The organism is Phytopseudomonas argentinensis, from assembly GCF_900113905.1.
In the GTDB taxonomy this organism is placed as follows: Bacteria; Pseudomonadota; Gammaproteobacteria; order Pseudomonadales; family Pseudomonadaceae; genus Aquipseudomonas; species Aquipseudomonas argentinensis.
The window spans coordinates 103,608-124,232 of the sequence record NZ_FORC01000002.1 but is presented as its reverse complement, the minus strand read 5'-3'; the positions used below and the strand labels follow the sequence as shown (position 1 = coordinate 124,232).

The 20,625-nt window shown below is 63.7% G+C and carries 20 protein-coding genes; 14 read left to right on the top strand and 6 right to left on the bottom strand.

Annotated elements, in window-relative coordinates; translation table 11 throughout:
- The first annotated feature begins 30 nt into the window (after positions 1–30).
- From BM154_RS09095 to BM154_RS09085, 3 genes are all read left to right on the top strand, one after another.
- Positions 31–558: a TRAP transporter small permease gene (locus tag BM154_RS09095; RefSeq protein ID WP_074882550.1), complete on the top strand. Its 528-nt coding sequence runs from the start codon at positions 31–33 to the stop codon at positions 556–558.
- A complete protein-coding gene (locus BM154_RS09090) occupies positions 558–1,838 on the top strand; it encodes a TRAP transporter large permease (RefSeq protein ID WP_074882549.1) in 1,281 nt (426 codons plus the stop codon). Before BM154_RS09095 ends, BM154_RS09090 begins: the two co-directional genes overlap by 1 nt.
- Positions 1,839–1,957: 119 nt before the next feature.
- Complete coding sequence (locus BM154_RS09085; protein ID WP_074882548.1) at positions 1,958–2,869, top strand: EamA family transporter; 912 nt, start codon at positions 1,958–1,960, stop codon at positions 2,867–2,869.
- A 109-nt stretch (positions 2,870–2,978) separates the two neighbouring features.
- Here BM154_RS09085 and BM154_RS09080 read toward each other — a convergent pair whose 3' ends face one another.
- Positions 2,979–3,734: a FadR/GntR family transcriptional regulator gene (locus BM154_RS09080; protein ID WP_070887592.1), complete on the bottom strand. Its 756-nt coding sequence runs from the start codon at positions 3,732–3,734 to the stop codon at positions 2,979–2,981.
- Between the two features lie 113 nt (positions 3,735–3,847).
- Here BM154_RS09080 and BM154_RS09075 point away from each other — a divergent pair, with 113 nt between their 5' ends.
- Together BM154_RS09075 and BM154_RS09070 are read left to right on the top strand one after the other, a co-directional pair.
- Complete coding sequence (locus tag BM154_RS09075; protein WP_074882547.1) at positions 3,848–4,717, top strand: aldose 1-epimerase; 870 nt, start codon at positions 3,848–3,850, stop codon at positions 4,715–4,717.
- Positions 4,718–4,925: 208 nt separating this feature from the next.
- On the top strand, positions 4,926–5,144 hold the full coding sequence (locus BM154_RS09070) for a hypothetical protein (protein WP_074882546.1): 219 nt from the start codon (positions 4,926–4,928) through the stop codon (positions 5,142–5,144).
- A 54-nt stretch (positions 5,145–5,198) separates the two neighbouring features.
- Here the strand turns inward: BM154_RS09070 and BM154_RS09065 are convergent, their stop codons facing one another.
- A complete protein-coding gene (locus tag BM154_RS09065) occupies positions 5,199–6,683 on the bottom strand; it encodes a helicase HerA-like domain-containing protein (protein ID WP_074882545.1) in 1,485 nt (494 codons plus the stop codon).
- 158 nt (positions 6,684–6,841) lie between these two features.
- Here BM154_RS09065 and BM154_RS09060 point away from each other — a divergent pair, with 158 nt between their 5' ends.
- The gene (locus tag BM154_RS09060; protein ID WP_074882544.1) at positions 6,842–8,737 is read left to right on the top strand and encodes a methyl-accepting chemotaxis protein; all 1,896 of its coding nucleotides are present in this window, start codon (positions 6,842–6,844) and stop codon (positions 8,735–8,737) included.
- 40 nt (positions 8,738–8,777) lie between these two features.
- Here BM154_RS09060 and BM154_RS24155 read toward each other — a convergent pair whose 3' ends face one another.
- From BM154_RS24155 to purU, 3 genes are read right to left on the bottom strand one after another with little or no spacing between them, the layout of a single operon-like run.
- Positions 8,778–8,954, bottom strand: a complete 177-nt coding sequence (locus BM154_RS24155; RefSeq protein WP_167364674.1) for a hypothetical protein — start codon at positions 8,952–8,954, stop codon at positions 8,778–8,780.
- Positions 8,955–8,960: 6 nt separating this feature from the next.
- Complete coding sequence (locus tag BM154_RS09050; RefSeq protein ID WP_074882542.1) at positions 8,961–9,383, bottom strand: CBS domain-containing protein; 423 nt, start codon at positions 9,381–9,383, stop codon at positions 8,961–8,963.
- Positions 9,384–9,421: 38 nt separating this feature from the next.
- Positions 9,422–10,273, bottom strand: coding sequence for a formyltetrahydrofolate deformylase (purU, locus tag BM154_RS09045; RefSeq protein WP_074882541.1), 852 nt, complete (start codon positions 10,271–10,273; stop codon positions 9,422–9,424).
- Between the two features lie 337 nt (positions 10,274–10,610).
- On the opposite strand from purU, the gene mvaT reads away from it, so the two are divergent.
- Positions 10,611–10,994, top strand: a complete 384-nt coding sequence (mvaT, locus tag BM154_RS09040; RefSeq protein ID WP_074882540.1) for a histone-like nucleoid-structuring protein MvaT — start codon at positions 10,611–10,613, stop codon at positions 10,992–10,994.
- 108 nt (positions 10,995–11,102) lie between these two features.
- Here the strand turns inward: mvaT and sbcB are convergent, their stop codons facing one another.
- Positions 11,103–12,566: an exodeoxyribonuclease I gene (gene sbcB / locus BM154_RS09035; protein WP_074882539.1), complete on the bottom strand. Its 1,464-nt coding sequence runs from the start codon at positions 12,564–12,566 to the stop codon at positions 11,103–11,105.
- A gap of 188 nt (positions 12,567–12,754) precedes the next feature.
- On the opposite strand from sbcB, the gene BM154_RS09030 reads away from it, so the two are divergent.
- The 7 genes from BM154_RS09030 (at position 12,755) to BM154_RS09000 (ending at position 20,499) form a co-directional block, all read left to right on the top strand.
- Entirely contained in the window at positions 12,755–13,510 is a 756-nt protein-coding gene (locus BM154_RS09030; protein ID WP_074882538.1) for a DUF975 family protein, read from the top strand.
- Positions 13,511–13,600: 90 nt separating this feature from the next.
- Positions 13,601–14,326 (top strand): RDD family protein, encoded by a 726-nt coding sequence (locus tag BM154_RS09025; RefSeq protein WP_074882537.1) that lies wholly within the window; start codon positions 13,601–13,603, stop codon positions 14,324–14,326.
- On the top strand, positions 14,323–15,303 hold the full coding sequence (locus tag BM154_RS09020; RefSeq protein ID WP_074882536.1) for a stage II sporulation protein M: 981 nt from the start codon (positions 14,323–14,325) through the stop codon (positions 15,301–15,303). The genes BM154_RS09025 and BM154_RS09020 overlap by 4 nt, the downstream gene beginning before the upstream one ends.
- Entirely contained in the window at positions 15,290–16,861 is a 1,572-nt protein-coding gene (locus tag BM154_RS09015) for a DUF4129 domain-containing protein (RefSeq protein ID WP_074882535.1), read from the top strand. Before BM154_RS09020 ends, BM154_RS09015 begins: the two co-directional genes overlap by 14 nt.
- Positions 16,858–18,096, top strand: coding sequence for a DUF4350 domain-containing protein (locus tag BM154_RS09010; protein WP_074882534.1), 1,239 nt, complete (start codon positions 16,858–16,860; stop codon positions 18,094–18,096). The genes BM154_RS09015 and BM154_RS09010 overlap by 4 nt, the downstream gene beginning before the upstream one ends.
- A complete protein-coding gene (locus tag BM154_RS09005) occupies positions 18,093–19,142 on the top strand; it encodes an AAA family ATPase (RefSeq protein ID WP_074882533.1) in 1,050 nt (349 codons plus the stop codon). Before BM154_RS09010 ends, BM154_RS09005 begins: the two co-directional genes overlap by 4 nt.
- Positions 19,143–19,167: 25 nt before the next feature.
- Positions 19,168–20,499, top strand: a complete 1,332-nt coding sequence (locus tag BM154_RS09000) for a DUF58 domain-containing protein (RefSeq protein ID WP_074882532.1) — start codon at positions 19,168–19,170, stop codon at positions 20,497–20,499.
- Positions 20,500–20,625: the final 126 nt, after the last annotated feature.

Genomic DNA, 20,625 nt, shown 5'->3' with positions numbered 1-20,625 from the left:
TGCCGGCTCCACACCTTCCGGTGAAGTCACATGAAAAATCTGGTTCTGGGCGTCAATGACGCCATTTATCGTGCCTGCATCATCGTCACCAGCCTGGCGATCGTGATCATGGCCACGATCATCCCCTGGGGCGTCTTCAGCCGTTATGTGCTGGGGCAAGGATTGGGCTGGCCCGAGCCCATCTCCGTCATGCTGATGGTGGTGTTCACCTTTATCGGCGCTGCTGCCAGCTACCGCGCCGGGGCTCACATGGCCGTGACCTCACTGACCGATCGCCTGCCGCACTCCGCGCAGCCGCTGATCACTCTTTTCGTGCGCCTGGCCATGGGGGCCATCGCACTGTTCATGCTGATCTGGGGCTACAAGCTGTGCGTAGCGACCTGGAACCAGTTCCTCAGCACCCTGCCTTCGGTGCGCGTCGGTATCAGCTACATGCCGATTCCCGTAGGCGGTTTCATCACCCTGCTGTTCGTGATCGAGCAACTGCTCTACGGCGACCAGCACAAACGCCGCGTCGTCAACTTCGAAGCCGCTGAAGAAGCCAAGGAGGCCGTGTAATGGACGCCGCCATTCTCGTAGGCAGTTTCCTTGCCCTGATCCTTCTGCGCGTGCCGGTCGCCTATGCACTCGGCATGTCCGCTCTGATCGGCGCCTGGTACATCGACATCCCGCTGCAGGCGATCATGATCCAGATCGCCGGTGGGGTGAACAAGTTCTCCCTGCTGGCCATTCCGTTCTTCGTGCTGGCCGGTGCGATCATGGCCGAGGGCGGCATGGCACGTCGCCTGGTGGCCTTCGCTGGCGTACTGGTCGGCTTCGTGCGCGGCGGCCTGTCGCTGGTCAACATCACCGCCTCGACCTTCTTCGGCGCGATCTCCGGCTCCTCCCTGGCCGACACCGCCTCGGTGGGTTCGGTGCTGATCCCGGAAATGGAAAAGAAGGGCTACCCGCGTGAATTCGCCACGGCCGTAACCGTTTCCGGTTCGGTGCAGGCGCTGCTTACCCCGCCCAGCCACAACTCGGTGATTTACTCCCTGGCCGCTGGCGGCACGGTGTCCATCGCCGCGCTGTTCATGGCCGGTATCGGCCCAGGCTTGCTGATGAGCGCAACCATGGCCGCCCTGTGCCTGTGGTTCGCCAAGAAGCGTAACTACCCGAAAGGCGAAGTGATCCCGCTGCGCCAGGCGATCAAGATCTGCGTCGAAGCCCTGTGGGGCATGATGACCATGTTCATCATCCTCGGCGGCATACTCTCCGGCGTGTTCACCGCCACCGAGTCGGCGGCCGTGGCGGTGATCTGGGCGTTCTTCGTGACCATGTTCATCTACCGCGACTACAAGTGGCGTGAACTGCCGAAGATGCTGCACCGCACCGTACGCACGCTGTCGATCGTGATGATCCTCATCTCCTTTGCCGCCGCGTTCGGCTACATCATGACCCTGATGCAGATCCCGACCAAGATCACCACGGCATTCCTGACCCTGTCGGACAACCGCTACGTGATCCTGATGTGCGTCAACATCATGCTGCTGGCGCTGGGCACCCTGATGGACATGGCGCCGCTGATCCTGATCCTCACGCCGATCCTGCTGCCGGTGGTGACCTCCTTCGGTGTCGACCCGGTGCATTTCGGCATGATCATGCTGGTCAACCTGGGTATCGGCCTGATCACCCCGCCGGTTGGCGCCGTGCTGTTCGTCGGCGCCGCCATCGGCAAGGTGACCATCGAGAACACCGTGAAGGCGTTGCTGCCATTCTACGCAGCCCTGTTCATGGTGCTGATGGCCGTGACCTACATCCCGGCAATCTCACTGTGGCTGCCTAGCGTCGTACTCTGATACCGCCCCACCCGCGGCGGGTCGCGTGCATAACGCGATCCGCCGTTTTTTTTAGCGCAGCGAGAACGGTGATCGAACCGTCAGGCGCTTAAGGTTCAACACGATACGGAAATTGCCTTATGACATCCCCTGCCCTGTTTCCCCGCCATATCGCCGTACTGATCCTGGCATTGCTGGCCTGCTCTTTCGCCGGCAACCACATTGCCGCGCGCATCGCCTTCGATAACGAGACCGGCCTGCTGCTGGCGATTCTCTGCCGTTCCGGCGTGACCATGCTGGTGCTGCTCGGCATCGTGCTGTGGCAGCGCCAGGCCCTGCAGATGCCGCCCGGTGCCTGGCGCTGGCAGCTGCTGCTGGGCCTGCTGATCGCCACCCAGAGCATCTGCCTGTATTCAGCTGTGGCGCGTATCCCGGTGGCCCTGGCCCTGCTGATTGGCAACACCTTCCCGATCCTCCTCGCCCTGCTCACCTGGGCGTTGGGCGGCTCGGCACCGACGCGGCGTACGGTGATGCTGATGGGGTTGATCCTGCTCGGCCTGGTGTTCGCCCTGGATCTGCCGGCACGCCTGGGTGCCAGCGAAGAGGCCGGCCCTGAATGGATCGTCGGCGTGAGTGCTTCCTTCCTGGCCGCCTGCGTGTTTGCCTGCGCGCTGTGGATCACCGATCACAAGCTGTCGAGCCTGCGCGGCTCGGTGCGCAGCATGCTGACCCTGATGATCGTGTTCAGCAGCATGGTCCTGGCCGGCAGCGCCGACCTGATTCCCGGCGGCATGAACCTGCCGGCCAATGCCACCGGCTGGACCGCCCTGGGCGCCCTGGTGCTGCTCTACGGCATTGCCTTCTGCATGCTGTTCGTCACCGTGCCGCGCCTGAACATGGCCAGGAATGCCCCGGTGATGAACATGGAGCCCATCGCCACCCTGCTGTTCGGCTGGCTGCTGCTCGATCAGGTACTCAGCGGCATGCAGATGATCGGCGGCGCGATCGTGCTGACAGGAATCGTGTTGCTGACCTATCGCAAGGACGCCTGAGCATCTATTTAGGATCAGCTGCGCTCGGCCCTGCGCTAAACAAAAAGGGCCTGGGTGCTCATCCACGAACGCAGATTCAGCACCCAGGCCCCTCGAGGTCTTGCGGGTATCAGGCCTGCTTGGCAGCCACTTCGGCCGACTCGTGAGCCTGACGCAGCCGTTCGCGGCTATTGGTCAGGTGCAGGCGCATGGCCGCGCGCGCCGCATCGGAATCCTGGCGGGCGATGGCCTCGAAGATCTGCTCGTGCTCACGCTCCAGGCGTGCCATGTAGTGGGCATGGTCGTCATGGGCGATACGCGCCGAATTGAGCCGGGTGCGTGGAATGATGCTGGTGCCCAGGTGGCTCATGATATCGGTGAAATAACGGTTGCCCGTGGCATGGGCGATCTGCAGGTGAAACTGGAAATCCGACGACACCGCATCGCTTTCATGGGCGGCGCCCTCGTTCAGCGCATCCAGCGCCTGGCGCATGGAGGCCAGTTGCTCGGGCGTGCGCCGTTGGGCAGCCAGGCCCGCGGATTCGACTTCCAGGCTGATGCGCAGCTCGAGCACCGCCAGCACTTCGCGCAGGGTGACGATGGTCGCCGGGTCGATGCGGAAACCTCCGGGGTTCGGCGTATCCAGCACGAAGGTGCCGATACCGTGGCGGGTTTCCACCAGACCGGACGCCTGCAGCCGCGACAGCGCTTCGCGCACCACGGTACGGCTAACGCCCTGCTCTTCCATGATCGCCGACTCGGTCGGCAACTTGTCACCACGCTTGATCACCCCGTCGCGGATGCGCTGGGACAACTCCGCGACCAGTTCCTGGGCCAGGCTGCGATGCTTGCGCCGCGCACGTGGCTGCGTGTTTTGAGTTTCCATAGAGATCGCTATCGTCTGGATGGCCAAAGCGCATCATATATCAGGGAGTTGTATGATGACACGTTCTTCGTTTATCGCCGCCTGATGGCGGGTTAACTGCTCAGGTACTGCCCATGCCACTCGACACTTTACACCTGCACGACGGTATCACCCAGCTTACCCTGGCACCGCGCACTGGCGGCGCGATTGCCAACTGGTCGGTCACCGCGAGTGGCCAGGCCCTGCTCCGGCATGCCGACCAGCAGGCGCTGCAGGCCGGCACCCCGCGCCAGCTCGGCTGCTACCCGCTGGCGCCCTGGTCCAATCGCATCAGCGAAGGGGGTTTCGACAACCCCGAGGGTTGGTTGGCCCTGGCTGCCAACGCCGAGAACTCGCCATTGCCGATTCACGGCAGCGCCTGGCAACAGGCCTGGCAGGTAATCGAGCACGGCGAGCGCTCGGCACTGCTGCGCCTCGACAGCCAGATTCCATTCGCCTACAGCGTCGAGCAACGCTTCGAGCTGCACCAAGGCCGCCTGACGATCGACCTGCAGGTCACTCACCGCGCGCAAGCACCGATATGGCATGGCCTGGGCCTGCACCCCTACTTCCCCCGCACGCCCCATACACGCCTGCAGGCCCGCGCGACTCAGGTCTGGCACTGCGATGCCAACAGCCTGCCCACCCGGTTGGACTCGCTGCCCGAACGCTGGGACTTCAACCATCAACGGGAGCTGCCATCGGTGCATACCGACAACGCTTTCATGGGGTGGGACGGCCAGGCGCGGATCGTCGAGCCGGACGCTGGCTATAGCCTGGAGATCGACAGCGACCAGGACATCTACCTGCTGTTCTGCCCTGAAGGCAAACCGTTCTTCTGTTTCGAACCGGTGAGCCATCCGGTCAATGCCCACCACCTGCCCGGCAAACCCGGCCTGGTGCTGCTGCACACCAAGCAAACCCACCGACTGAGGCTAAGCCTGCAATATCGCCCCCTGAACTGAGGTGAGCAGTTCACGCTTGCCGGCCGTCATGCTGGACTTTGCGCCTGGCTTGATGATAATCACCGGCCTGCCCCGCATTCAGTATTGCATGCGCATAACCGGAACTTTACTAGGGGCATCGGCTTCAAAAAGATGTGGCGACCGTACCAGTGAGACCGCCCGGTCTTGCGTTGTTGCCCGCTCTCTATCAGACACCATGGGAACTATCGTGACGAAAGACGAACTGCGCGCCGAACTCGAGCGCCAGGCGCAGCGTTACACGGATGTATACGGCGGTGAAGTGATCACCTACGCCGCCCAACCGGATCCGGAACGCAAGCCGTGGCGCAAGAAAGCCAGCCTGCTCGATCAGGCATTCGATAAAGAAATCGAGAAGATCGAGAAAGACCTGTCCAGCAAGCAGGAAGCCAGAGCAGAAAGCGCCTGATCGGCAGACTGCGGCCGGCTGGCGTGTCCGAGCACGCTGCCGGCGATGCATGGCTCAGCGTCGTTTCGACGTGGACTTGCCGCCCAGCAAGGACCCCAGCACACCGCGAACCAGTTGCCGGCCAAGTTGGTTGGCCACCTGACGCATGGCGCTCTTCATTGCCTGACCAGCCAGCCCGCCAAGAAACTCGCCCGCCACGCTGAGCGTGGACGGTGCCGCCTTGCCCGCCTGAACCTGTTCGCTCGCCTGGGTGGCGCGGGCGGTGAGAATCTCGTAGGCCGATTCGCGATCGTAGGGTTTGTCGTATTGCCCCGCCAGGGGCGATTGACGGATCAACGCGGCACGCGCCGCCTCGGACAGCGGTCCGATACGCGACTGTGGCGGGGCGATGGCGACCCGCTGCACCATCGCCGGCGTACCCTTTTCTTCCAGCGTACCCACCAACGCCTCGCCGATCCCCAGTTCGCTGAGCACCGCCAGGCAATCGAACGCCGGGTTGGCCCGAAAACCATCGGCCACAGCGCGCAGCGCCTTCTGTTCCCGGGTGGTGAACGCGCGCAGGCCGTGCTGGATGCGCAAGCCGAGTTGCGCCAGCACATCATCGGGTAGATCGCCCGGCGACTGGGTGACGAAATACACTCCCACGCCCTTGGAACGAATCAACCGCACCACCTGTTCCAGGCGCGCCTGTAGAGCCTTCGGCGTGTCGGCGAACAACAGGTGGGCCTCTTCGAAGAACAGTGCCAGCACCGGCTTGTCGGCATCGCCGCGCTCGGGCAGTTGCTCGAACAACTCGGCCAGCAGCCAGAGCAGGAAGGTGGCGTAGACCTTGGGCGCTTCATGCACCAGGCGGCTGGCATCGAGCAGGTGAATGCGCCCACGGCCATCGCGATCCGGCTGCAGGATGTCTTCGAGCTGCAACGCCGGCTCACCGAACAGGGCCTCGCCGCCCTGCTGCTCCAGGCCGGCCAGGCGCCTCAGTAGCGCCTGGGCCGAGGTACTGGTGAACAACGCGCTATCGGCGCCCAACACCTCGGGTTGTTCCTTCAGGTGATTCAGGAGTGCTTTCAGATCCTTCAGGTCAAGCAGCAGCAGGCCTTCACGATCGGCCACCTTGAACGCCGCATAGAGCGCCGCCTGCTGGCTGTCGGTGAGTTCCAGCAGGGCGCCGAGCAGCAGCGGCCCCATTTCGCTCAACGTGGTGCGCAGCGGATGGCCGCTCTGCCCGTGCACGTCCCACAGGCTGACGGGATAGGCCGTCGGGCTGTGCGCCAGCCAGGTCATGCTGGCGATACGCTCGGCCACCTTGCCCTGGGGTGCACCGGCGGCACCCAGGCCGCACAAATCGCCCTTCACGTCTGCTGCGAATACCGCCACACCAGCGTCACTGAAATTCTCGATCAGGCGCTGCAGGGTGACGGTCTTGCCGGTGCCCGTCGCCCCGGCGATCAGGCCGTGGCGGTTGGCCAGACGCAATGGCTGGCTGACCGCGTCGCCGTCACTGCCAGCGCCCAGAACGAATTGCTGATTCAACCCCATACCACCGCCCTTCCGGATTAAAGCTTTAGGGTGCCACTGCCGACATAAGCGCCAGGCTGCCGCCGATTAAGCCTCGGCGAGATCGCCTGCCCCGCCCCACTCGCCACCTGGCGACGCCCTACAAGACTGGTTCCAGTGATTACCGGACGCAAGATGCCATGACGAGAAACCTGCAGTTCAGCCACAAGATCCTGCTGGCCGCCACCCTGGTGGTCACAGTCGCCTTTGCATTGTTCAGCCTCTACAACGACAGCCACCAGCGTAGCAGCATCCAGGCTTCGCTCCAGCACAACCTCGGCGAGGCCAGCAGCGCGGCCGCCGGCAACATCGAAAGCTGGTTGTCCGGGCGTATTCTGCTGGTCGAAAGCCTGGCCCAAAACCTGGAGCTGGCCATCGCCGCCGGCAATCTGCAGGAGGTCATTTCCCGGCCGGTCTACAAGGGCGCCTTTCTTTCCACTTATATCGGCGTGCAGAGCGACGGAAGCTTCCTGTCCAGCCCGCCGACCCAGATGGCAGCCGGCTACGATCCGCGCACCCGCCCCTGGTACAAGGACGCCGCCCAGGCCAACCGCACCATTCTTACTGCGCCCTACGTCGACCAGATCACCAACTCGCTGGTGATCTCGCCGATCGCCCCGGTGCGCGGCCCGGACGGCAAGCCGTTCGGCGTGACCGGCGGCGACGTCAGCCTGGATACCTTGGTGAAGATCATCAACGCCATCGAACTGGGCGACTTGGGCTATGCATTTCTGGTCAGCAAGGACGGCACCATACTGGTCCATCCCCAGGCCGATCTGGTGATGAAGAACCTGCGCGACCTTTATCCGGATACCCCTATCGGCATGGACAGCAAGCTCACCGAGGTGATCCACGACGGTCAGGATCGCCTGCTGACCTTCGCCCCGGTCAAGGGCCTGCCCGATGTGCAGTGGTACGTGGGCCTGTCGATCGACAAGGACCTGGCCTACGCTGCGCTGGATGAATTCCGCCTGTCGGCCGCCATCGCCACGCTGATTGCCGTGGCGCTGATCATCGCCCTGCTCGGCGTGCTGATCCGCGTGCTGATGCAGCCGCTGACTACCATGGGCAAGGCCATGGAAGACATCGCCCGTGGTGAAGGCGACCTGACCAAACGCCTGGCCATCCAGTCCCAAGACGAATTCGGCGCCCTGGCCAGCTCGTTCAACCGTTTCGTCGAGCGTATCCACGCCTCGATACGCGAAGTGTCCTCGGCCACCGCCCAGGTCAACGAGGTCGCCAAGCTGGTGGTCAACGCCTCCAACTCTTCGATCGTCAATTCCGATGAGCAGGCCAGCCGCACCAACAGCGTGGCCGCGGCGATCAACGAGCTCGGCGCAGCTGCTCAGGAAATCGCCCGCAACGCCGCGGACGCCTCCAGCCAGGCATCCGACGCCCGTCACCAGGCCGAAGATGGCGGCAAGGTGGTGCAGCAGGCGATCAACGCCATGACCGACCTGTCGGCCAAGGTCGTCGATGCCCGCGGCAAGATCGAAATGCTCGCCGGCAAGACCGCCGATATCGGGCAGATTCTCGAGGTGATCAAGAGCATTTCCCAGCAGACCAACCTGCTGGCACTCAACGCGGCCATCGAGGCCGCCCGTGCCGGTGAAGCCGGGCGTGGTTTCGCGGTGGTGGCCGATGAAGTGCGCAACCTGGCCCATCGCACCCAGGAGTCGGCCCAGGAGATCGAGAAGATGATCGAGGAGCTGCAGGTCGGCTCCAGCGAGTCGGTCGCCACCATGACCGAAAGCCAGCACTACAGCGAACAGAGCGTAGAGGTCGCCAACCAGGCCGGCGAGCGCCTGGGCAGCGTGACCCTGCGCATCGGCGAGATCGACGGCATGAACCAGTCGGTGGCCACCGCCACCGAAGAGCAGACCTCGGTGATCGAGGCGCTGAACATGGACATCACCGAGATCAACACCCTCAACCAGGAAGGCGTGGAAAACCTCCAGGCCACCCTGCGCGCCTGCGCGGATCTGGAGCAGCAGGCCGCGCGCCTCAAGCATCTGGTCGACAGCTTCCGGATCTGAAACCACCACCAGGAAAAAGGGCGCCATTGGCGCCCTTTCTTCATTTATCCGACTGCTGCTTCTCAGCCTGCGTGCGTTGCCACAAGGCCTCGGCGCCTTCGAACGCGGTGCCGTCCTCGTCGCTCAACGCCTCGGGGTCGAAACGCTGCACACAGCCCTGCCCGACAATCGGCGGCGCGGTGGCCGTGCCGGGCTGTGGAGGCTTGTCGTCGCTCATCATCATTCAGCCGCGCCGATGGCCTTCTTCATGCTGTGCGAACTCCTTCACCGCCAGCAATACGTCGTGGCGGCTGATCTGGCCGACCAGCTTGCCGCCCTCGACCACCGGAAAACGCCGACGGCGACCTTTGAGAAAACGCTCCGCCACCTCGATGATGTCCGCTTCCGGAGAAGTGGTCTCCACGGCGGTGGTCATGTACGAGGCGATGGTGCCGCCCGTGGCCTCGTAGTAGGCGCCCTGCAGGATGCCGCGCAGGCAATCGCCTTCCGACAGCAGGCCGACCAGGCGCCCCTGGCCGTCGACCACCGGCGCCCCGGAAATGCGGTGCTCGAGCAATCGGTTGATTGCGGTGAACAGATCGGTATCGGCATGAAAGGTCACCAGGTGACGTGTCATGTAATCACGCACTTTGACGGACTTGAGCATGAACGCGAACTCCTTGTTCGAGCGCCGGGCCAGACGGCTCAGTCGAATACCACCGTCTTGTTGTTGTGCACCAGCACTCGGTCTTCCAAGTGATAGCGCAGACCACGGGAAAGCACCATCTTTTCCACGTCCTTGCCCAGGCGCACCATCTCTTCGATGGACTCGCGATGGCTGACGCGCACCACGTCCTGCTCGATGATCGGACCGGCATCCAGCTCTTCGGTCACGTAGTGAGAAGTCGCGCCGATCAGCTTGACGCCGCGCAGCGAAGCCTGGTGGTAAGGCTTGGCGCCGACGAACGAGGGCAGGAAGCTGTGGTGAATATTGATCACCCGCTGCGCATAGTCCTGACACAATTTGGGCGGCAGGATCTGCATGTAGCGCGCCAGGACGATGACGTCGGCACGGTGCTCTTCGACCAGGCGTGCGACCTCATCGAAAGCCGGTTGCTTGTTCTGTGCATCCACCGGCACATGGACGAATGGAATACCGTGCCACTCGACCATGCTGCGCAGATCGTCGTGGTTGGAGATCACGCAAGGGATGTCGCAGTCGAGCTCGTTGCTGTGCCAGCGATGCAACAGGTCGGCCAGGCAGTGGGATTCGCGGCTGGCCATGAGTACCACGCGTTTCTTCTGGGCCGAATCGGTGATGCGCCACTCCATGGAGAATTCCCGGGCGATCGGCGAAAACGCCTGGTTGAAACCGTCCAGATCAAAAGGCAACGAATCGGCACGAATTTCATGGCGCATGAAGAACCAGCCGCTCTGCGTGTCCGAATGGTGGCTCGCTTCGGTGATCCAGCCGTTGTAGGTCGCCAGGAAGTTACTGACCTTGGCGACGATGCCGGTACGATCAGGGCAGGCGATTACCAGCCGAAAAGTGCGCATGAACAACTCCAGAGAATTAGCGAAGGCGCGCATTTTAGCCAGACTAACGAAAAACTGCAGTACCTCGTGGCAGCCATCACCACCGCGGCCATGGCCGGTGCCGAGGGCCGCGGAACGGGCCAGCGACAGCTGGCTTAATAAGCGTCGCCGATAAGCGCCCCCCTCGGTTAAAAAACCTGGAATTTTAAGTGGTAATTAAATGCGCGCACTTGTTGCGGCTGCCTGCAACTTCGATTGTTTAAACACGTCTGTTTACTACAAAGCGGTTTACTTAAAACCGGCCGCTGTCTACTATAAGCAACACTTGGTCACCCTCCCTTGCATTAAAGGTACACACATGTCTCTGATCACCGAATACCGCAGCCTCGAAGAAAACATCAAAGAACTGCAAGAGCGCCTGAAAAGCCTGTCGCAAGATGACAAGCTGAAAAAGGAACTGGAGTTCGAAGGCAAGCTGCGCACCTTGATGGGTGAATATCAAAAGTCGCTGCGCGACATTATCGCTCTGCTCGATCCGGATGCCAAAGTTGGCAAGGCACCGCGCACCGCTGGTAAAGCAGCAGCCACTGGTAGCAAGCGCGCGCGCAAAGTTAAACAGTACAAGAACCCCAATACCGGTGAAGTCATCGAAACCAAAGGCGGCAACCACAAGACTCTGAAAGAGTGGAAAGCCAAGTGGGGCGCTGACGTCGTTGAAGGCTGGGCTACCCTGCTGGGCTGATAGCAGACCGGGGCGGTGAGTCCATGAACAACGCCAGCATTGCTGGCGTTTTTTATGGGCGTCGATTTAATCGCCGGGATACAAAGATTCTATGGCACGCACCCGCGATTAATGGGTAGCGCCTGCTGACACGCCTTCATTGTGAAGTCCATAGCGTTGCCGCAACTGTTGCGCATGAGCCAGCCAAGCGTGCAACGTCAGACGCTGACTATCTGTCGCCTTGGTCAGATAAAGCGCCATGTCCGTTTCGAAACTCGCCAGCGTATTGGGCGCGCCATATTCGTGCAGATTAAGACGCTGCTGGCAGAAGGCATGCCAGCGCTGTTGCTCGTCGCCATTCAAGGTCCCGGGGAAGTTGCGCGCGCGGTAACGAAACAACAATTCCGGCAATCGCGGATCATCGAACGGCCAGGACTGCGCGACCAACTGAGCGGGCTCGCTATTGCGTACCTGTTCACACAGACGTCGATCCCTGTCGCCAATAAAGCCGTCATATAATTGCTGTTCGGGATCCATCACTGCCGTGAAACTTTCTTCGGCATACACCTGCGGCAATTTGTCTCGCCATACCGACTGGCTGTCGGCCAGGCGCTGCGCCCGCGCCAGGTAATCGGCCTTGTCCAGTTGCAGCCGCTGGCAATCTTGCGCACGCAATACACCGAGCGGCGCTACCACCGGACAGCGATTGATATGGATGAGCTTGAGTGGCACCGGTTGTTCCCCCTCGGCCAACTCGTCGCGCCGCGTGTACAGGCGACGGCGCAAGGTCTCGGCATCCTCGTTCAGCAACGGCGCGGCGTCGAGGTGCAGGTCGCAAACGATCAGGGCGTTGCGATTGCGCGGGTGCCAGGCCAGCGGTAACACAATCGACAGATACTGACGCGCACCGGAAAAACGCCCGGACACATGCACCAGGGGTTGCAGTAAGCGGATCTGGTCGAGCACCTGCTGTTTGCTGCGCAGCCCGTACAGGTAGTCGTAGAGCTTGGGCTGGCGCTCGCGAATCAGCCGCGCCAGGGCGATGGTGGCGCGCACGTCGGAAAGCGCATCGTGCGCCTGGCCATGCTCGATGCCGTTGGCCGCGGTGAGCCGCTCGAGCTTGAGACTGACGCCGCGCTCGTCCTGCGGCCATTCGATGCCTTCGGGCCGCAGTGCATAGGCGGTGCGCACCATATCGATGAGGTCCCAGCGGCTGTTGCCGCCCTGCCACTCACGGGCGTACGGATCGAAGAAGTTGCGGTACAGGCTGTAGCGCGTCACCTCGTCATCGAAACGCAGGCTGTTGTAGCCGACACCACAGGTGCCCGGGCGGGCGAGCTCGGCATGTACGCGGGTCATGAACTCGGCCTCGCCAAGCCCCTCGCGCGCCAGGCGCTGGGGGTCGATACCGGTGATCATGCAGGCAGCGGGGTGCGGCAGGATATCGTCGCTGGGCTGACAGTACAGGTTGATCGGCGCTTCGATCTCGTTGAGCTGCTCATCGGTGCGGATACCGGCGACCTGTAGCGGCCGGTCCCGGCGCGGATCGATGCCGGTGGTTTCATAGTCGTACCAGAACAGACTGGAAGGCACGGCAGACTCCTGTAGCGAATGAGCGTCGCAGTCTAGGTTCCTTGCCACCTGACCACAAACCACCAGGGTAGGGAAAAACTTGATGGCGATCACGGCTGCAGACAAAGTCGGTGAGCCACCCCTTGTTCACTATTTGCTACACCATTAATATCAGGAAACAATCTTATTCCGCTCGCCAAGGATGAATCATGAGTGACGCTACCAATCCCTATGCCGTTCCCAACAGCCAGTTGCAGGATGCGCCTTCCAGCGCTCAGGCACTGAGCGTCGAACAGGCCCTGAGCCGGGGCTACGACTTCACCATCGGCGGCCTGCTCAGCGAAGCCTGGCAACTGACCAAGGGCACCAAAGGCACCATCATCGGTGGCTTCCTGATCTTCTACGTGGCGATTCTGGTTGCCTCGTTCGTGGTCGGCGCCGTGCTCGGCATCTTCAGCCTGTTCAGCGACAGCCTGGTGCTGATCATCATCGGCCAGCTGCTGACCACCATCATCGCCTCGGCCGTCAGCTACCCGTTCTTCGCCGGCCTGAACATGATCGGCATTCGTCGCGCGGCTGGTCAGCCGTTCAGCTTCAACGAGATCTTCAGCCACTTCGGCAGCATCGTGCCGCTGCTGATCGCCGCGGTGCTGATGATGGTGCTGGTCTACCTCGGCATGATCCTGCTGCTGATCCCGGGCATCTACCTGGCAGTGGCCTACATGCTGGCGATCCCGCTGATCGTCGAGCGTGGCCTGTCGCCGTGGCAGGCCATGGAAGCGTCGCGCAAGGCCATCACCCAGCACTGGTTCAAGGTCTTCGGCCTGTTCCTGCTGCTCGGCCTGATCGTCGGCCTCAGCGCCATCCCGCTGGGCATCGGCCTGATCTGGACCATCCCGCTGTTCGTGATGGTCATGGGCGTGCTGTATCGCACCATCTTCGGCGTCCTGCCCGTCGCACGCTAAGCATGTGCAGCACAGGCCGCGTTGACGCGGCCTGGTTGCTTCCTGCCCCGCTGCTGGCTAGCATCGGGCTTTGCTCCCTACGATGTGACGATGCCACCTTCCCCTGCCTCCCCTTATCCTCGATCTCAGCAGACGGTGCTGGACACGCGCTATCAGGTGGAAACGCCGGAAGGTATCGACCTCGCACTGCGTCCCGCGGGCCTGGTGCCACGAGCGCTGGCCTTCACCATCGACCTGCTGATCCGCGGTGCCATCCTGGCCGTCGTCTACCTCGCCCTGGGGCTGTTCGGCCAGTTGGGCATGGGCCTGGCGACCATCGCGCTGTTTCTGGTGACCTGGTGGTACATGGTGTTGTTCGAGGTCTTCAACCAGGGCCGCTCACCGGGCAAGCAGCTGCTCGGCCTGCGCGTGGTGCATGACGACGGCACGCCGATCGGCTGGGCGGCGTCCATTACCCGCAACCTGCTGCGGTTCGTCGATCTGCTGCCCTTCGCCTATACCCTGGGCATCATCAGTTGCCTGAGCAACCGCGCCTTCAAGCGCCTCGGCGACATCGCCGCCGGCACCCTGGTGGTCTATCGCGAGCAGCCCCTCGAACGGCCCAACCTGCCGCAAACCGAGGCGCTGCCGGCGCCCTTCCCACTGGACTTCGCCGAGCAACGCGCCGTGCTGGCGTTCGCCGAGCGCGGCGAAGGGTTGTCGAGCGCGCGCCGTACTGAACTGGCGGGCATTCTCGCCGAGCCGCTGCAGGTCGAGGCCAGCCAGGCCGAAGGCCGCATCAACGGTATCGCCCGTGGCTTGTTGGGTCCGATATGAAACAGAGCGTTTTCGAGAACCGTCACCAGCCCCAGTGGCAGGCCTTCGCCGAGCAGCTCAAGCGTCTCGAGACCGGCGGCCGTGACGCGGAAAACAGCCGCACCTTCGCGGCCGAGTACCGCCGGCTGTGTCAGCACCTGGCCTTGGCCAGGGCACGTGGCTACAGCAACCACCTGATCGAAGAACTGCAGCACCTGGCACTGCGTGGCCACCAGCAGTTCTATCGCCATCGCAGCGCCATCGGCCCGCAGCTGATCGGCTTCGTGCTGGCCGGTTTCCCGCGCCTGGTTCGCGAAGAATGGCGCCTGGTGAGCCTCGCCAGCCTGCTGTTCTTTGGCAGCCTGGCGGTGATGGGCACCCTGGTCTACCTGTTTCCCGACCTGGTCTACAGCGTCATGGATCCCAGCCGCGTCAGCGAGATGGAGAGCATGTACGACCCCGACACCACGCGCCTGGGCCGCTTTGGCGAGCGCGATTCGGGCGATGACTGGATGATGTTCGGCTTCTACATCATGAACAATATAGGCATCGCCTTTCAGACCTTCGCCAGCGGCCTGCTGTTCGGCGTCGGCAGCCTGTTCTTCCTGCTGTTCAATGGGCTGATGATCGGCGCAGTGGCCGGCTACCTGACGCAGCTGGGCTACAGCGAAACCTTCTGGTCGTTCGTGATCGGCCATGGTGCCTTCGAGCTGACCGCCATCGCCCTGGCGGGCGCCGCGGGCCTCAAACTCGGCTGGGCGCTGCTGGCGCCGGGACGTCTGCCGCGTGGCGAGGCGCTGCGTCTGGCTGCGATTCGCGCCGTGCGGCTGCTCGGCGGCGCTGCGCTGTTTCTGCTGATCGCGGCCTTTATCGAGGCTTACTGGTCGTCCATGACCTTCTCGACGCCCACGGTCAAATACTGGGTAGGCGCTGGGCTGTGGACCTTGGTACTGGCCTACCTGGGCCTGGCCGGGCGGAGGCAGCATGCGCCTGACTGACGCCAGCGTGGCGATCCGCCCGCGCACCTCCTGGGAAGCCATCGACCTCGGCGTGCTGATGGCCCGGCAACACCGCCGCCTGCTGATGGCCAGTTGGGCTGCGGTTACCCTGCCGCTCTTCACGGTGCTCTGCGCATTGCTATGGCAATACCCGTCCTGGGTGATGCTGGTGTTCTGGTGGCTGAAACCGGCTTACGAGCGGCTGCCGCTGTATATCCTGTCGCGCGCGCTGTTCGGCGATACGCCGACACTCAAGCAAGCGCTGAAGGCCTTTCCCAGCCTGCTCAAGCCACAATTGCTGGCCAGCCTGACCTGGCGCCGGCTGAGTCCGACGCGCAGCTTCGACCTGCCGGTGCTGCAGCTCGAAGGCCTCAAGGGCAAGGCGCGCACGCAGCGCCTCAACGTACTCGGCCAACGTGACGCCGGCGCGGCCACCTGGCTGACCGTGGTCGGCATGCACCTGGAAACCGCCCTGTGGATTGGCCTCGGCAGCCTGGTCTATCTGCTTATCCCGACCCAGGTTTCCACCGAGTGGGACTGGCAAAGCCTGATCAATGGCGACACCAGCGACTGGCTGTGGCTGGAGCACCTGTCCAACCTCGGCTACGCGCTGCTGCTGATCCTCTGGGGGCCGATCTACGTTGCCTGCGGCTTCAGCCTTTACCTCAACCGCCGCACCGCCCTGGAAGGCTGGGATATCGAACTGACCTTCCGCCGCCTGCGCCAGCGCCTGACCGGCGTCGCCTATGCACTGCTGCTCGGGTTCGGTGTTCTATTGGTGCAAACACCGACGCCCGCCTTTGCCGACACGCCTGCCAGCTGCCCCCTGCCCAGCGAAGACCCAAATGGCCCGGAGGCGGCGCGCCTGCTCGCCCAGCCGCTGACCAGCCAGGACTCCCGGCAGGCAGCGCTGGAAATTCTCGACGCGTCACCCTTCGAGAATCGCGAAACGGTGACCCGCTGGCGCTTCGGTGATGAGACCGAGAAAAACCAGGACGCCGAGAAACAGCCCTCCGAGTCACTGCAGAAGTTCTTCGAGATGCTTGAAAGTTGGAGCGCTCTGAAAAACCTGGCGCTGTTTTTCGAGGCCGCGCTGTGGGCGCTGGTGATCGGCATCATCGCCCTGGTGCTGTGGCGCTATCGCGAATGGCTCGGCACCTTCGTCGGCCGCACCCGGGTCAAGCGGCCGCACAGGAGCGAATCACCGGGTCAGCTGTTTGGCCTCGACGTGGTGCCGCAAAGCCTGCCGGACGACGTGGCCGGTAGCGCCGAACGGCTCTGGTCCGAAGATCCCCGTGCCGCCCTGGGCCTGCTCTACCGTGCCCTGCTCAGCCGCCTGATCCACGACCACAAGCTGCCCCTCAAGAATTCCCACACCGAGGCCGAAGTGCTGCCGCTGGTCGATGGTCTCGACGATCCGGAACTGAGCAATTTCAGCCAGACCCTGACCCGTCACTGGCAGAACCTCGCCTACGGCCATCGTCTGCCACCGGCCGAGCTGTGCCCGCTACTGTGCAATGACTGGCGACGCCTGGTCGAACAAGGGGGCCGCCGATGAGCCGCACCTTGCGCTTCGGCCTTGGCGCCTTGCTGGTGCTGGCCCTCGGCCTGCTCGGCAGCTACCTGCTGCAACGCGCCGAATCCTATGAAGAGGTGGTCACCCACGGGCCGTCGCCGGAAGCGCGCGCCAATCCCTATCTGGCGGCCGAAACGTTCCTGCGCAAGCAGGGCCTGGAGGTGACCCGCGCCGACAACCTCAGCGGCCTCGACACCCTGCCAAGCCGCGGCCACACCTTGCTGCTGCTCGCCAACCGCAGCAACCTGACACCCCGGCAGAACGAACGCCTACTGGAATGGACGGCCCGTGGCGGCCACCTGCTGTTCATCGCCGAGCGCATGTGGGATGAAGAAAAAGGCAAGAGCGGTGACGGGCTGCTCGACACACTGAACGTGCAGCAGTACCCGGTCGAGCAACTCGACGAGGACCAAGGCGAGGACGAAGCCGAGGAGCCAAGCGACAGCACTGCCGACGAGCAGACAGCGGAGCCGGCAGGCGAAGACAGCGCAGAAGAGACCGCCGATGCCTACCCGGAGCTGACCAAGCTGTACCTGGAAAACGAGCAGGCACCGGCCTATATCGGTTTCGATCCCGACTTCCACCTCTACGATGCCAACAACCTGGCCCATGTCTGGGCCAATAGCGGCGAAGCCACCCACCTGCTGCAGATCTACCATGGCGACGGGCTGATCAGCATCGTCAGCGACGCCTGGATCTGGCAGAACGTCAACCTGGGCAGTTACGACAACGCCTGGCTGCTCTGGTACCTCAGCCAGGACAGCGCCGTGACCCTGGTCTACAACGCTGATCGCGATGGCCTGCTGACCCTCTTGCAGCGCCACTTCGCCCCTGCCCTGCTGGCCTTGGGTCTGCTCCTGGTGCTGGCGCTGTGGCACGTGGGCCAGCGCCGCGGACCGCTGCTGCAACCACAACCAGCCAGCCGCCGGCAGTTGCAGGAACACCTGCGCGCCGCCGCCGACTTCCTGCTGCGCCATGGCGGCCAGCAGCCCCTGCTGAGCAACCTGCAGCAGGACATCCTGCGCCGCGCCCGCCGTCGCCACCCCGGTTTCGAACGCCTGGCCGTGGCCGATCAGTGGCAGATCCTCGGCCGCCTCAGCCGTCAGCCTTCAACAGTCATCAGCCAGGCCATGCGCCCCCTGGGCCAGAAACGCCTGTCTGCCTCCGACTTCACCCGCCAGGTCGCCCACCTGCAAACACTCAGGAACGCGTTATGAGCGAACATACCCCCGACCAGCCGAGCAGTCCGATCAGCGAAGAGCCCACTGCGCCGGCAGCCGCCCCGGCGGCCAGCAACATCGCCCAGCAGCGCCAACGTGCCAGCCAGTTGGCCCAGGGCCTGCGCCAGGAACTGCAGAAGGCAGTGATCGGCCAGACCGCAGTGATCGACGACGTCCTGACCGCGCTGATTGCCGGCGGCCACGTGCTGCTCGAAGGCGTGCCCGGCCTCGGCAAGACCCTGCTGGTGCGTGCCCTGGCGCGCTGCTTCGGCGGCGAGTTCGCGCGTATCCAGTTCACCCCTGACCTGATGCCCAGCGACATTACCGGCCACGCCGTGTACGACTTGCAGAGCGAGCAGTTCAAGCTGCGCAAGGGGCCGATCTTCACCAACCTGCTGCTCGCTGACGAGATCAACCGCGCGCCGGCCAAGACCCAGGCCGCCCTGCTGGAAGTCATGCAGGAGCGCCAGGTGACCCTGGAAGGCCGCCCGCTGGCGGTGCCACTGCCGTTCATGGTGCTGGCCACCCAGAACCCCATCGAGCAGGAAGGCACCTACCCGCTGCCGGAAGCCGAGCTCGACCGCTTCATGCTCAAGCTGCACATGGACTACCCCGAGCAGCACGAAGAGCTGGACATGGTGCGCCAGGTCACCCGCTCGCCCAAGGCCGACATGCTCGAGGTCACCCCGCTGCGTACCCTGCTGCAGGCCAAGGATGTGCTGATCATGCAGAAGATCGCCAGCGACCTGCCGCTTGACGACCAGGTGCTCGACTACGCCGTGCGCCTGGCCCGCGCCACCCGCAGCTGGCCAGGCCTGGCCATCGGTGCCGGCCCCCGTGCGTCCATCGCCCTGGTGCGCGGCGCCCGTGCCCGCGCCCTGGTGCGAGGCGGCGATTTCGTGCTGCCCGATGACATCAAGGGCTGCGCCCTGGCCGTGCTGCGTCACCGTGTGCGTCTGTCGCCGGAGCTGGATATCGAAGGGCTTTCGGTCGATCAGGTTCTGCTGCAGCTGCTCGACCAGGTGCCTGCACCCCGTCTATGACCGACTCGAACCGGGATAACGCGGCATGAAGCCCTCCTCTACCCTGCTGCGCCTGCTGGCCGGACTGCTGCTGGTGGCCATCGTGCTTGGCGCGCTGGATGCGCTGTCGGTGGCCGTGCCCGAGCGCCTCATCACCCTGTGGTGGGGGGCTTTGCTGCTGCTCACGTTGGCAGCCCTGACCGACGCACTGCGCCTGCGCCGCCTGCCCTCGCCGCGCCTGCAACGGCAGCTGCCGGGCAACCTGCCGTTGGGCCGCTGGAGCGAGGTGCGCCTGAACGCCGAGCATGCCTATAACCGCGGCCTGCACATCGAGGTATTCGACCACGCGCCCCAGGACATGGCCGTCGAGCACATGCCGCAGCAGGTCGAGCTACGCCCTGGCGAGCACACCACCTTCAGCTACCGGGTGCGCCCGCTGGTGCGCGGCCACTTCGTGTTCCCGCGCTGCGAGGTCAGCCTGCCGAGCCCGCTGCGCCTGTGGCAATCGCGCCGCTACCTGGAGATCCGCGATGAAACCCGGGTCTACCCGGATTTCGCCCGCCTGTACGGCGCCCAGCTGATGGCCATGGACGACTGGGTCAGCCAGCTGGGCGTGCGCCAGCGTCAGCGCCGCGGCCTGGGCCAGGAGTTTCATCAGTTGCGCGAGTTCCGCGATGGCGACACGCTACGCCAGATCGACTGGAAGGCCACCGCCCGCAAGCGCACGCCAATCGCCCGCGAGTACCAGGACGAGCGCGACCAGCAGATCCTCTTCCTGCTCGACTGCGGCCGCCGTATGCGCAGCCAGGATGGTGAGCTGTCGCACTTCGATCACGCCCTCAATGCCAGCCTGCTGCTGGGTTACGTGGCCCTGCGCCAGGGCGATGCGGTGGGGTTGATGACCTTCGCCAGCGAGCAACGTCGCTACCTGCCGCCGGTCAAGGGCCAGGCCCAGGTCAACGTGCTGCTCAACGCCGTGTATGACCTGCAGAGCACGCAGCGCCCGGCCGACTACAGCGATGCGGTGGACGCCCTGCTCAAGCGCCAGAGCCGCCGTGCCCTGGTGGTGTTGATCAGCAACCTGCGCGACGAGGATGACGAGGACCTGCTGGGCGCCGTCAAGCGCCTTGAGCGCCGTCACCGCGTGCTGATCGCCAGCCTGCGTGAAGATGTGCTCGATAACTTGCGGCACACCGAAGTGCAGGACTACGAGTCAGCCCTCAACTACTGCGGTGCGGTGGACTACCTGAACGCGCGCAATACCCTGCACGAGCGCCTGGCCGCCCATAACGTGCCAGTGCTCGACGCCCGCCCCGGCGAGCTGGGCCCGGAGTTGGTCAACCGCTACCTGGCCTGGAAGAAAGCCGGCGTTCTCTAGAACCTGCTCATGGTCTTTTTGAGCGACATGAAGCGGCTGCAACAAGGTAAAAGCGGACATTCGCGTAACTTGTGGGAGGGGCTTTAGCCCCGAGTTTCTACAACTGATCGTTCCACACATTGTGCG

Bases quoted from the DNA above. Each gene is read 5' to 3' on its own strand.
- BM154_RS09015 (WP_074882535.1), top strand. From the start codon at position 15,290: ATGCGCCTGACTGACGCCAGCGTGGCGATCCGCCCGCGCACCTCCTGG.
- purU (WP_074882541.1), bottom strand. From the start codon at position 10,273: ATGCGCACTTTTCGGCTGGTAATCGCCTGCCCTGATCGTACCGGCATC.
- BM154_RS09000 (WP_074882532.1), top strand. From the start codon at position 19,168: ATGAAGCCCTCCTCTACCCTGCTGCGCCTGCTGGCCGGACTGCTGCTG.
- BM154_RS09090 (WP_074882549.1), top strand. From the start codon at position 558: ATGGACGCCGCCATTCTCGTAGGCAGTTTCCTTGCCCTGATCCTTCTG.
- BM154_RS09005 (WP_074882533.1), top strand. From the start codon at position 18,093: ATGAGCGAACATACCCCCGACCAGCCGAGCAGTCCGATCAGCGAAGAG.
- mvaT (WP_074882540.1), top strand. From the start codon at position 10,611: ATGTCTCTGATCACCGAATACCGCAGCCTCGAAGAAAACATCAAAGAA.
- BM154_RS09050 (WP_074882542.1), bottom strand. From the start codon at position 9,383: ATGCTCAAGTCCGTCAAAGTGCGTGATTACATGACACGTCACCTGGTG.
- BM154_RS09095 (WP_074882550.1), top strand. From the start codon at position 31: ATGAAAAATCTGGTTCTGGGCGTCAATGACGCCATTTATCGTGCCTGC.
- BM154_RS09010 (WP_074882534.1), top strand. From the start codon at position 16,858: ATGAGCCGCACCTTGCGCTTCGGCCTTGGCGCCTTGCTGGTGCTGGCC.
- BM154_RS09030 (WP_074882538.1), top strand. From the start codon at position 12,755: ATGAGTGACGCTACCAATCCCTATGCCGTTCCCAACAGCCAGTTGCAG.
- BM154_RS09025 (WP_074882537.1), top strand. From the start codon at position 13,601: ATGCCACCTTCCCCTGCCTCCCCTTATCCTCGATCTCAGCAGACGGTG.
- BM154_RS09060 (WP_074882544.1), top strand. From the start codon at position 6,842: ATGACGAGAAACCTGCAGTTCAGCCACAAGATCCTGCTGGCCGCCACC.
- BM154_RS09075 (WP_074882547.1), top strand. From the start codon at position 3,848: ATGCCACTCGACACTTTACACCTGCACGACGGTATCACCCAGCTTACC.
- BM154_RS09085 (WP_074882548.1), top strand. From the start codon at position 1,958: ATGACATCCCCTGCCCTGTTTCCCCGCCATATCGCCGTACTGATCCTG.
- BM154_RS09080 (WP_070887592.1), bottom strand. From the start codon at position 3,734: ATGGAAACTCAAAACACGCAGCCACGTGCGCGGCGCAAGCATCGCAGC.
- BM154_RS09065 (WP_074882545.1), bottom strand. From the start codon at position 6,683: ATGGGGTTGAATCAGCAATTCGTTCTGGGCGCTGGCAGTGACGGCGAC.
- BM154_RS24155 (WP_167364674.1), bottom strand. From the start codon at position 8,954: ATGAGCGACGACAAGCCTCCACAGCCCGGCACGGCCACCGCGCCGCCG.
- BM154_RS09020 (WP_074882536.1), top strand. From the start codon at position 14,323: ATGAAACAGAGCGTTTTCGAGAACCGTCACCAGCCCCAGTGGCAGGCC.